Genomic DNA, 11646 nt, shown 5'->3' with positions numbered 1-11646 from the left:
GTGTGGTGGTCGGCACTGAGCGGGAGTCTCCGAGGAGTCCGACGGTTCCGCGATTGCGGCGGTAGACGTAGACCGGAGGGTCGGCGAGGTCTCCGCGCGTCGAACTCGATCGTCCTTCCCAGTACCCGCACAGGGCCTGAGACGAAGCGGGAGGAGCGCCCCCCGAAACCCGCCGGCGCGGCGGCCGGTCAGACCTCGAAGGTCGACGGCGGGGCGCTCTTCCCGCTCGTTTCACGGCCTCGCCCCGGGCGCCGGCCAGGAGTCGAGCGTGTAGTCCTTCTTGATGAGCGCCTGCTGGACGAGGAACGTCTTGGTGCCTTCCAGCAGCTTCAGTCCCTCGGCGGGGAAGGGCTCGTCGGGCAGCTGCTCCTTCAGCGTCGTCTTGACCGAGATGTCGGCGGCGTACCCGCCGGTCCTGGCCACGTACGCGGTGTAGCCGGGCCAGTCGGCCTTGGCCGCCTGCGCGGCCTTGGTCTCGGCCTTCTGCCACACCCGGACGATGTCCTTGTGCCCGGCCAGGTACTTCTCCGTCACGACGGTGACGGACGTGCCGAGCAGGTCCGGATGGTCCCGGGACGCGACGTCGATCGACTTGTAGCCCTTCTGCTCCTGCGCGGCCTGGTCGGCGGCGACCAGGCCGCCCGCGTCGATCGAGTTCTTCTCCAGCGCCGCGATGATCGCCGGCGTGTACATGTGGATGATCTCCTTCGGCCGCACCCCGGCCTGCTCCAGCGCACCGAGCAGGTAGCGGTGGATGTAGGAGCCGGTCTGGACGCCGATGCGCTTGCCCTCCAGGTCCTTGAGGGACGCCGGGCCGCCGTCCTTCTTCGCCACGATCGCGGCGTCCAGGCGGACCGAGTTCAGCGACAGCAGGCGAGTCGGCAGGCCCTGCCCCCGGCCGATGAGCGCGGGGGTGTCCCCGTACTGGCCGATGTCGAGGGAGCCGCCGGCGAGGGCCTGGTTCAGGTCGGGACCGTTGGGGAACGTCGCGACCTTGATCTTCGTGATGCCGGCGGCCTTCAGCTCCGGCAGCAGCCCGCCGCGCTGGTCGAGGAACCCGACGGCGCGGGTCAGCTTGTTGCCGGCACCTGCCCCGATCACTCCGATGCGGAGCGTCCCGGAGCCGCTGTCGGCCTCGGAAGAGCCGCACGCCGCCGCGGCGAGGACGAGGAGGCCGGCGGCCAGAACTCTGGGAAGTCTCACGTTGTCGCCTTTCACAGTGATCTCTTGTCGCGGGGTTCAGGAGGTGAGGGGTGCGCCCGGCCGGCCCAGGGAAGGGCCGATCGCGAGCCTGGCGCCGGGGGTGCGTCCCCGGCCCCAGCCGATCTGCGCGCGGTAGGCGCCGAGCGTCCCGTCCGCGGCGAGCGCCGCCTCGTCGGGCGGCTCGGGCAGCGCGTGCGAGCGCGGGTCGACGAACAGGGCGTCGACCGGGCAGTACGCCTCGCACATGAAGCAGGTCTGGCAGTCGCTCTGGCGGGCGATGACGGCGATGCCGTCCGGGCCGCGGTCGAAGACGTTCGTCGGGCAGACGTCGACGCACTTGTCGCAGGCGATGCACCGCTCCCGCGAGACGATCTCGATCACGACGCCACCGCCGCGGTCTCCGGACGCGTCCAGACCTCGTCCAGGCCGCCGGTGACGAGCCGGTGGTGCTGGGCCGGGTCCTGGTCCGGGAGGTCCTGGCGCTTGTGCATGCCCCGGGTCTCGGTGCGGGTGAGCGCGGCCCCGTACATCCAGCGGGCGTGCGCGGTCATCGCGGCGGCCGACCGCGCCCGGACGACGCCGCCGCCCTCCTCGCGGAGCGTGCCGCGCAGTTCGCGCCACGTCCGGTCCAGGACGTCCAGCGCCGGGGCGAGGCGGTCGCCGTGCCGCAGCAGGTTCTTGTCGTAGGGCAGCACCTCGGCCTGGACGGCGGCGACGTAGTCGGCGTGCCCGCCGGACGCATGGCCAGTCGGCCTCACGCCCGCCTCGCCGAGGGCGTGCACGGTCCGCGTCCCGGCGCGTCCGCCGAGCCCGGCGGCGTACCGGGCGGCGCCCTGCCCGGCCCAGGTTCCGGACGACATCGCCCACGCGGCGTTGTGGCTGCCGCCGCCGGTGAAGCCGCCGCAGACCAGCTCGCGGGTGGCGGCGTCCCCCGCCGCGTACAGGCCGGCCACCGAGGTGGAGCAGTCCGCTCCGGTGATCCGGATGCCGCCGGTGCCGCGGACGGTCCCCTCGGCCAGCAGCGTGACCGGGAACAGGTCCGTGAACGGGTCGATGCCCTGGCGGTCGAACGGGAGGAAGAAGTTCGCCTGCGCCAGCCGCATCGCCCGCTGCTGGTCGGGCGTGGCCCGGTCGATGCGGCACAGCACGGGTTCGCTGAGCAGCGTCCGGGCGATCACCGACCTCCCCCGCTGGCTGCCCGCGCCTTCCAGAACCGTCCCGTCCGCGTGGTAGAAGGTGGCGAACGAGTAGAACGCCGTCTTGGTCACGGACGTGAAGGCCGGGGCGATCGCGTAGGCGTTGGAGAACTCCATTCCGGACATCTCCGCGCCCGCCTCCGCCGCGAACAGCGCACCGTCCCCGGTGTTGACGTCGCAGCCCAGCGCTTTGCTGAGGAAGGCGCACCCGCCGGTGGCGAGCACGACCGCTCCCGCCCGCACCCGGAACGGCCGGTCGTCCCGCAGGTGGTAGCCGGCGGCGCCGGCGACGGCGCCGGCGTCGTCCGCGAGCAGCTCGGTGATGGGGCTGTGGTCGAGGACCCGCACTCCCGACCGGCGGACCCGCACGCGCATCCGCCGCATGTACTCCGGCCCCTGCAGGCCGCGCCGGATCTGGCGGCCGTTCTCGTCCACCGGGAACGGGTACCTGGAGGTCTCGGCCAGCTCGTTCATGTTCGCGTAGGTCTGGTCGAGGACGCGGGCCATCCACCCGCGGTCGGCGAGGTAGCCGCCGAGGCCCTCGCGGCTGGCCATCGCGGCCTCCCGGGCCTCCGGGTCCGGCTCGACGTACCAGACGCCGGTCCCGGCCGACGCCGTCGCGCCGCTCGTCCCGAGGTACCCCTTGTCGGCGAGGACGACGTCGGCGCCGGCCTCCGCCGCCTTGATCGCGGCCCACGCTCCGGCGGGGCCGCCGCCCGCGACGAGCACGTCGGCGGTCAGGTCGGTCATGATGCCTCCTTGGCAGTCGCAGGGGTCGGTCGAGCGGAGCTCGTCGGTTGATTGGCGGCGGGCGGGGGCTGGAGGACGGTCGGTCGAGCGGAGCTCGTCGGTTGAATGGCGGCGGGTGGGGGCTGGAGGACGGTCGGTCGAGCGGAGCTCGTCGGTTGAATGGCGGCGGGTGGGGGCTGGAGGACGGTTCGCACTCCGAGCCCGTCCAGCAGGTCGCGCCGCAGCGCGATGAAACCCGGATCGTCCAGCGACCGGGGCCGGGGAAGGCCGACGGCGTACTCCCGCTCGATGCGGCCGTCCGCGAGCAGCAGCGCGCGGTCGGCGAGCAGGAGCGCCTCCTCGACGTCGTGGGTGACCAGCAGGACCGCGGGCCGGTGCTCGGCCCACAGGTCGGCGACGAGCGCCTGGGCGTTGAGCCTGGTGAGCGCGTCCAGCGCCCCGAACGGCTCGTCGAGCAGGAGCAGGTCGGGCGTCCGCACCAGCGCCCGGGCCAGCGCGACGCGCTGCGACTCGCCGCCGGACAGGGTGAGCGGCCACGCGTCGGCGCGGGCCGTCAACCCGACCTCGGCCAGCGCCGCCTCGGCCCGCTTGCGGAGGCCGCGTCCCCGCAGGCCGAGGACGACGTTGTCCCACACCCGGATCCACGGGAGCAGGCGGTGCTCCTGGTAGACGACGGCGCGCCTTCCGGGGACGCTGATCTCGCCGCTCCCCTCGCCGTCCAGCCCGGCCAGCGCGCGCAGCAGCGTGCTCTTCCCGGAGCCGCTCGCCCCGAGCAGCGCGACGAACTCGCCGGGCGCGATGTCGAGGTCCACCCCGTCCAGGACGGCGCGCTCGCCGAACACCCGCCTGAGACCGCGGACGCGGACCCCCCTCGCCACCGTCGTCGTCATCGCGCCACCAGTCCCCTGCGCCATGCCAGGGCGCGCCGCTCGATGATCCGCACCAGCAGGTCCGTCGACACGCCGAGCAGCGCGTAGACGACGAGCACCAGGAAGACCGTGTCCATCTGCAGGAACTGGGTGGCCTGGTTGATGACGAAGCCGATGCCGCTGGCCGTCGCGGACTGCTCCACGACGACGAGCGTCAGCCACGCGACACCGAGCGACAGGCGCAGGCCGACGAGGATCTGCGGGAGCGCGCCGGGCAGGATGACCTTCCGGACGAGGCCGAGGCGGCCGAGCCCGCAGGTCCGGGCCGACTCCACCAGCCGCTCGTCCACGCCCCGGATGCCGTGGAACACGTTGATGTAGAGCGGGAACACGACGCCGACCGCGATCAGGCCGACCTTGGACGTCTCACCGATCCCGAACCAGATGATGAACAGCGGCACCAGCGCGAGGTGCGGGAGCATCCGGACCGCCTGGACCGGCGCGTCGATGACGTCCTCGCTGATCCTGAACAGCCCGGAGAGCAGGCCGAGGACGAGCCCCGCCGGCAGCCCGATCGCCAGGCCCTTCAGGACCCGCGTCAACGAGACACCGAGGTTCTGGAACAGCTCGCCCGACGACGCCATCTCCCACCCGCGGACGGCGACCTCGCTGGGCGGAGGCGTCGTGCTGCCCAGCCAGCCCGCGCGGGCGCCGGCCTCCCACAGCGCGAGGACGACGACGAGGCCGCTGACCTTGCGGGCCCGCCGCAGCAGAGCCGGCAGCACGGCCCCGGAACGTGCGGCGATCTCGGGCGGCACCGCCGCGGGAATCGCCGAGCGGGGTGGATCGAGCAGGTCGGTGGACATGGGGCACCTCCGGAAGAGGGAAACGGAAGGAAGGCGGCACAGGAGGACGGCCGAAAGAAGAAGAGGGTGTTCGCCGGTCAGTGGCGTCGGCGCACGAAAGAGCGGCTCAACAGGACGCGCTGCACACGCGAAGAAGGTCGACGTGGCGCCTCGCCACCAGGACCTCCGCTGCGTTCATGCCCACAGCATGCACGCGCCCCCCGCCCCTGTGAACCCCCCAAAATCCCCCACCACCTGCGAAGACACCCGCAGCCGGCATATTTTCCGATAAAACCTACTGTTTTACCTGGGAATACATGAGAGACGCTCCCCCTCACCGCTCGTCCTCACGGTTACGCAGATCACACCACTCGGGAACCTCGGAGCAGACGCACCGTGACTCCACCTCTACGGACAGTCCACCCCAGATGTCCGTTACGGAGCACACGCCGCGATCTCACACAGGACCCCGTGTGCACCCCTCCCGCGACGCGGCGTCGGCGATCATGAACCAGCCGGCCGGACCGCACCGGCACCACCGGCACCAGCGCAAGGCCGCCCCGGCGCCCGGGCCGATGCCCCTGCCCCTGACGCCGTCGAATTCCTGATCGGGGAGTTCCTCTATGGATGCTCACCCAGGTTCCAGAGTCCGCCGATCGCGGTCGGCGGCTTCCCAGTCACTTTCTGCGGCCGGTGTCCGATTCGCCAAGGATTTTTTTCGGAGCGCGGCACTTTTGCGATACACCTGGCGCCTGAGATGGACGCAGCCCCCGTTCGGCTCATGAAAGGCGCTTCCCCAGTCGTCGGCGGCCATGAAGAATCAATCCGCTCCTGTCTACGGCAGGGATTCGCCCGGCCGACCGGCCGCGATCACTCGTACCGCCGACCCCAGTGCGGCGACCGTCTCACCCTCCTCGGTCCGCTCTGACAGGATCACCTCGCCCAGCAGCGAAGCGATGCCGCGGGTCACCGTTCCCTCCAGCCCCGCCCGGCCAAGGTCGTCGTCGAAAGACCTGAGATGGAGCACGAAGCCGTCCAGCTCGGCGATCTGGGAGGCATCGATCACTTTGGGGGAAGTGAAGCCTGGCGGCCCGATGGAACATCCGGCAGCCCCAGACGGCCTCCCGCAGTGACGGCCTCCCGCATCGGTGTCGCCGGCCCACGTTCACGCCGTCGGAGATGGCCTTGGCGATCCCCTCGGCCACGGCGAGCATGCCACAGACCGCCCCGCTCAGGATTGGAGATTTTCATTTCATCAGACATCTCCACCTTGCCGCGCAACACCAGACACTGAACTACTTCTTGCTCGAGAATGCCGATATCACCACGGCCTCACGATTCGGCCGTTCCGAATAGTGGGTTCCATACGATAGATTAATCTGGTCAAGCGCCGCCCGGGCATGCCCTTTCGCGCTTGCCGGTGGCGCCGGAGTTCTTCACAAGGAGCATTTACGCATGAGTCATCCTAATGCGCCCGCGCCCGTCTGGAGAAAGAGCAGCCGGAGCAGCGACCCCGACCTCGCGGTGTGCGTGGAAGTGGCGTCGATCGGCAGCACCCGCGCCATCCGCGACTCCAAGGACCCGGAGGGCCCGCGGCTGTCGCTGTCCATGGCCTCTTGGCGCGCGTTCATGGAAGCGGTCAAGTCCGACGGCTTCCAAGCCTGAGCAGACGGAGGCGGAGGCGCGGATCCCGCAGTGGACCTCGCGAGCGTACCGGCGACCGCCGCGCCTCCAACCGACAGAGCGACCACATCACCGCAGGTCAAAAGCTCCGCGCTTGATCTCGTCCAACATCCCGCGTAAGACGGCCTTGGGTAGGACGATGGTCGTCCGCTGAGGCTCCTTGGTATCCCGAATGGCTCCGTAGGACGCGGAAGCGGCAAGGGAGACGCACCCTGTGTCCGAGCCGGATCTCTTACTCTTGCGCCAAGACGCCTTGTCCCAGTCTCCTTGACCGCCCATTACCTCTTCCGTCCTCGGGGGAGCATCGCGGTGGTTCTCGGTGAGAGAGGACGGCGCTGTCCGCGAGCCCGATCCCTCGGCGGCCGGATCGGCTGGATTCCCGCGACGCTCACGTGATCGCCGACAATTACCGAAGATAAACAATCTGTGCGGGCATACAAAATTTGCTCCCCCACTATACGCGGGGAGCATAGTCGTGTCCAGATCCGGAGAATTACATCCCAACGCCCATCATCCGGGCGTCGCGTCGAGCATTATCCTTACCCAGTCCAACTGACATTGAAACAGTCCCGAGCCAGACTCAGGGGACCGGAACGCGCCTGCAGTTCCGGCCCCCTGTTCGGTTTCCGTCAGACCGGAATCGGATAGATATCGCAGTCCGCACGAACTCCCTCTTGAGCGGCCGCGGTGGCCGGATGCTGGGGTCCGTGCACCCTGCGCATGCCGTCGATGGCCCGCGCCGTCAACGCATCGGCCTCCTGCTCATCGCCCAGGGCGCGTAGATCGAGCCCGAGGTTGAACATGCATGCGAGCGCGGTGGGATGCTCCTCACTGAGGACGCGCTGCGCCCGCTCCAGGGTCCGCCGGTCCCTCTCCATGGCCTCTTGGAAATTGCCGATCGCGTAGTGGTCGCTGGCCAGGTTGATCGCACAGACGATGCTGCGCGGATGATCAGCACCGAGGACCCGGTTCAGGATGTCCAGCGCCGTCTCGTCCAGCTTCTTGGCCTCTTCGAGCTGCCCGTTCAGCCGGAGGGCGACCGCGAGGTTGATGTTCGCGCTCGGTGTGTTGGGGTGCTCGGGCCCGAACATCCGCAGGAAGTTCTCCGCCGTCACCCGCGCGAGGTGGATCGAGTCGGCGAGCCGGCCGACCTGGCGCAGGTTCACCGCGTGGTTCAGAGCGGCGGAGATCGAGCCGGGGTGATACCCCCCGTAGCGCTCGTTGTAGCGTTCGAGCGCCTCGGTGGAGAGGCCGAGTGCGCGCTCGTGGTCACCCGCTTTGCGCTCCATGACGGAGAACGCCGTCAGGCTCTCCGCGAGACCGGCGAAGCTGCTGCCGAAGGCGGACTCGAGACGCTGCGCGTTCTGTCTCGTCAACTCCCGCGCCACATCGAAGTTGCCCAGCTCCATCTCGTCCACGGCGATCGCCGCCAGCGACGACAACGTACGGGTGTGGTTCTCCCCGAAGATGTTCATCAGGTGCCCGTACGTCTGCCGGTCGACATTGAGCGCCGCACGGAAATCACCGTTGAGGCGGAGGCTGATGGCGTAGAGATGCGCCTGCTGCAACGTGATCGGGTCGTCCTCGCCGTACATGCGGCGCAGCGCCTCGAAGGAGCGCTTGTCGTACTCGAGCGCCTGCTTGAACTGCCCCAGGTAGCGCAGGTCGGCAGTAACGAAGCGCTGCGCCTCGATCGTGCGCTCGTCGTCCACCCCGTACTCTTCGGCACGCAGGTCGCGGACCCGGACGTGATGGCCGTACGCCTCCTCGAACCGACCCTGCAGGCGGAGGGCGCGGCCGAGGTGGAGCATGGCCTCCTGCGTCTGCTCGTTCCCCTCGCCCAGCGTCTCCGTCCAGGTCTTGACCGCGGTCTCCGCCAGTTCGAGGAAGCCGCGGTGGTCGCCCCACTGGAACAGGAAGTCGATCTCGTTGAGGACGAGCCGGCGCGTCCAGGGGTCGTCGAAACCGACGATGCCCGAGTAGTGGATGTGGGGCAGCAGGTCCGCGTAGCGCCGCCAGTTGGCCGGCAGGGCCGGGTCGCGCGGGTCGAAGTTGGCCATCAGCTGGTAACCGCACCGGCGGAGTTCCTCCGCGTCCCCGGCGGGGATCTGGCCGACGAGGACCCGCTGCACCAACCGGTGCAGCATGATCGTGTTGTGCTTGTGGCTGATCCTGGCCAGCGCGTACCGGTTGATCGCACGGATCGCACGCCCTCGCCTGACCGGATCCCCCAGGGCCTCTACCAGCTCGGGAGGACCTTCGACGTTGCGCGCGCCTGACAGCATCCGCAGCGAGATCGGCTCCGGCGCGAAGAACGCGCAGACCTGGAGCAGTTGCAGCGCCGCGGGGTCACTCGTCCGCAACCGGTCCAGCGAGACGTTCCAGGCGGCGGCGACCGGCAGCTCGTTGGCCACCAGCGCGGCGTCCGCCAGCAGTTCGGTCGCCTTCTCGTGCTTCTCCCGGAAGAGCTGCAGATACTCGTCGACCGGCATACCCGTCTCAGCGAGCCAGACTCCGGCCTGGGCGATCGCCAGCGGAAGGTCGCCGAGCACCTCCGCGAGCTCGTCCGCCTCGGCGTCGGCCAGCTCGGGCCCCCGGAGGCGGAGCAGCGCCTTGCTCTCATCCCGGGCGAACACGTCCACTTCGAGCGAGCTGGCGACCTTCGTCCACTCCTGGTTGCGGGAGGTGACGAGGATCTTGCCCGGGCCGTTGGTCGGAAAGAAGTCCCGGACGTCCTGCAGTTCCTCGGCGTTGTCGAAGACCAGCAGCCAATTGCGGTAGGGGCGGCCGAGGCGCAGCGCCTCGCGGACGGCCGGCACCGCGACGTTGACCTCCTGGCTGACAGGAAGGTCGAGTTCGGCGGCCAGTTCGGCGAGGTCCTGCTGGATCTGGCCGGGCCGTTCCGATCTGATCCACCAGATCACATCATAATCCGCCATATGGCGGTAGACATACTCGATGGCTATCTGGGATTTACCGACTCCACCCATTCCGTGCAACGCCTGGGGCAGGACCGCCGTCGTCCCCATCGAAAGACGCTCATGCAGCTGCTCCAGCAGCTCTTCTCGCCCGGTGAAGCTGATGTTCTGGGGAGGTACATTACCCCAGACGGGCGGCGGCTCGCCCGCCTTGCGCCCAACTTTCTCCGGGATATCTCGAACTGTCACACCGACTCCAAGGTGGGGGGGCTTGAGAGTATCCTCAGTTCCGGTGAGCTCGTCGAGAGCGGCAATATCCAGCGACTGCATGGAGCCAGTCCTTCCCGCATCCCGTACGACTCTATCCTTTTTTCCATAATAGGGGTCAAACTTGCCGTGGAGTTTTGCGTCCAGCACCTTGCCGTGCAGTTTGGCGTCCAGCACACTGGCAGGTCTCAGATAAGGCCCCGCAAGCGCTCGGAGCGCATGGAGGACCGGAACGGCGAACGGCACGAGTTCGGCGGTCAACTCCGGCATTTCATCCCGCTCCGGCGCGGTGACCAGGTCGGCCAACTCGCGGAGTCCGGCGACGCGGTCGCCCAGATGCCGGGCCACCGTGGTCAGCACCCGTGTCGTGTCGGAACGGCGCCCTCCGGCGAGGAGCTCGTCGCGGATCCCCGGACCGAAGTCGAAGACGACCTCGTCCCGCGCGTCGGCCTCCGGCCCGGGCTCGGGCCGTACCCGGTGCAGCAGCCCGCTGCCGACCAGTTCGACCAGGTCCGAGGGCCGCGACTCCGGAAGCATGGTGCGCTGGACGAGCCGCATGACGGGAGCGTTCAGCGGCGCCGCGGCCAGGTGCACCGCCAGGGCGTACACCGTCGGGCTGACCGCCGCGCGGAACCGCCGGACGATCTCGGGCGCCGACGCCTCCGTGGCCGGGAACTCCGGCATGTCCGCCATATCCGCGGCCGGAGAGGGCTCCGGTGGGGCTCCGCAGACGGCGACCGCGCCGTGCCAGTCGCTGCGGCGCGCCGCGGCGAACGCCGCCCAGCCGGCGAGCTGGCCGGGCTCCAGCTCGATCACCGGCACGTGGACCTGCGCACGGTCCGCCTGGGGCGCCGCGGTCCCCGGGTCACCGCCGAGCGGCGGCGCGGGGTAGCACACGCGGTAGAGGCGGTTGGCGATCGCGGGCGCCTCCGTGTAGAGCTTGGCCGGCCGGGTGGCGAGACCCGTGCGCCGCCACTGGCGCCGGGCGAGCAGATTGATCAACACGATCGGGGCGTGCCGCCCCCACCCGGCCAGCAGGCGCTGAGCGGCCCCCGAGTGCCAGGCGTCTCCGATCCCGTCCGTCAGCACCAGGATGAGCCGCCGGTCACGGCGGCCCCGGGAGGTGAGCCCCGCGGGATCGCGCGCCGCGGCCAGCGGTCCAGGCTCGCGCAGCGCCAGCGGCGCCGTCCCGGAGGCGTCGGTGTCGAGCAGGTGCGTACGGATCATTCCGAAGGCGCCGACGGCCCCGAGGCATTCGATGAACCGATCGGTCGTAGGCCGGTTGAGCGCGGCCAGGCGCCCGTCGTCCACGACGACGTCGAGATCGAGCCAGCGTTCGGGGACGGGCCGTGTCTGGGGCAGCCAGAGCCCGTCCTCGGCCGCGCGGACCGCGGTCGCCTCGTCGTCCAGCTCCAGTTCCCCCCGGCGGGACGCGACCGCCCGTTTGAAGGGGCGCAGCGCCTGTTCGAGGCGGCGGCGGTCGGCCAGCGGCCGTACTCCGGTGAACGGATCGCTCCGCACGGAGAAAGGAAAAGGCGCGGGAGCGCCATGCCCGTTCCGGCCCGGCCCTCGATGCGGCCGAGGGACCGGTGGACCAGCCGTCACTCCGTTACGCGTCGCCGGCGGCGTCGGCGGACCCGTGCGGCCGGAGGTGTCGCGCGACGCCCCGTTCCGGGCGTCGCCCTCCGCAGGGCCGGCGCGATCGGCGTCAGGGGATCCGCCGCCGGGCGCCCGCGGACGCTCGGCCCGAGGTGCGTGCCGGGCGGCGTCGCCGTCCTCGCGGCCCGCCGCGAGGGCGGCCGCGTTCATCTGCGCGGCCAGCCAGATGGCGTCGGAGACCTCGTGCCAAACGGGAGGACCGGCCGGGGCGTCGGAACGTCCCGCGCCCTGCGCCACTCGGTCTCCGATCCGTTCG

General features: G+C 70.2%; 8 protein-coding genes and 1 pseudogene. 1 reads left to right on the top strand and 8 read right to left on the bottom strand.

All coding sequences use genetic code 11. The features are described from left to right. Positions 1-231 precede the first annotated feature (231 nt). From AB0C21_RS17465 to AB0C21_RS17440, 6 genes and pseudogenes are all read right to left on the bottom strand, one after another. Complete coding sequence (locus AB0C21_RS17465) at positions 232-1203, bottom strand: ABC transporter substrate-binding protein (protein ID WP_500205155.1); 972 nt, start codon at positions 1201-1203, stop codon at positions 232-234. Positions 1204-1239: 36 nt separating this feature from the next. Then, positions 1240-1584, bottom strand: coding sequence for a 4Fe-4S binding protein (locus tag AB0C21_RS17460; RefSeq protein WP_500205154.1), 345 nt, complete (start codon positions 1582-1584; stop codon positions 1240-1242). Then, positions 1581-3149, bottom strand: coding sequence for an FAD-dependent oxidoreductase (locus AB0C21_RS17455; RefSeq protein WP_500205152.1), 1569 nt, complete (start codon positions 3147-3149; stop codon positions 1581-1583). The genes AB0C21_RS17460 and AB0C21_RS17455 overlap by 4 nt, the downstream gene beginning before the upstream one ends. 191 nt (positions 3150-3340) lie before the next feature. Beyond that, a pseudogene (locus tag AB0C21_RS17450) lies at positions 3341-4063 on the bottom strand (ABC transporter ATP-binding protein); the annotation flags it as partial. Next, positions 4036-4884 (bottom strand): ABC transporter permease, encoded by an 849-nt coding sequence (locus tag AB0C21_RS17445; protein WP_500205150.1) that lies wholly within the window; start codon positions 4882-4884, stop codon positions 4036-4038. The gene AB0C21_RS17445 and the pseudogene AB0C21_RS17450, both read right to left, overlap by 28 nt. 814 nt (positions 4885-5698) lie before the next feature. Continuing rightward, entirely contained in the window at positions 5699-5929 is a 231-nt protein-coding gene (locus tag AB0C21_RS17440) for a hypothetical protein (RefSeq protein ID WP_500205148.1), read from the bottom strand. Between the two features lie 389 nt (positions 5930-6318). On the opposite strand from AB0C21_RS17440, the gene AB0C21_RS17435 reads away from it, so the two are divergent. Next, positions 6319-6528: a DUF397 domain-containing protein gene (locus tag AB0C21_RS17435; RefSeq protein WP_353818869.1), complete on the top strand. Its 210-nt coding sequence runs from the start codon at positions 6319-6321 to the stop codon at positions 6526-6528. A gap of 87 nt (positions 6529-6615) precedes the next feature. Here AB0C21_RS17435 and AB0C21_RS17430 read toward each other — a convergent pair whose 3' ends face one another. Together AB0C21_RS17430 and fxsT are read right to left on the bottom strand one after the other, a co-directional pair. After that, positions 6616-6825, bottom strand: coding sequence for a DUF397 domain-containing protein (locus tag AB0C21_RS17430; protein WP_353818868.1), 210 nt, complete (start codon positions 6823-6825; stop codon positions 6616-6618). A gap of 350 nt (positions 6826-7175) precedes the next feature. Beyond that, on the bottom strand, positions 7176-11627 hold the full coding sequence (gene fxsT / locus AB0C21_RS17425; protein WP_500205340.1) for an FxSxx-COOH system tetratricopeptide repeat protein: 4452 nt from the start codon (positions 11625-11627) through the stop codon (positions 7176-7178). Positions 11628-11646: the final 19 nt, after the last annotated feature.

Source organism: Spirillospora sp. NPDC049024 (assembly GCF_040649235.1).
GTDB lineage: Bacteria > Actinomycetota > Actinomycetes > Streptosporangiales > Streptosporangiaceae > Spirillospora.
This window is presented reverse-complemented; position numbering and strand designations above follow the sequence as displayed.

Excerpts from the sequence above, each read along its gene's own strand:
- AB0C21_RS17455 (WP_500205152.1), bottom strand. The coding sequence starts at position 3,149 with ATGACCGACCTGACCGCCGACGTGCTCGTCGCGGGCGGCGGCCCCGCC.
- AB0C21_RS17445 (WP_500205150.1), bottom strand. The coding sequence starts at position 4,884 with ATGTCCACCGACCTGCTCGATCCACCCCGCTCGGCGATTCCCGCGGCG.
- AB0C21_RS17435 (WP_353818869.1), top strand. The coding sequence starts at position 6,319 with ATGAGTCATCCTAATGCGCCCGCGCCCGTCTGGAGAAAGAGCAGCCGG.
- AB0C21_RS17430 (WP_353818868.1), bottom strand. The coding sequence starts at position 6,825 with ATGGGCGGTCAAGGAGACTGGGACAAGGCGTCTTGGCGCAAGAGTAAG.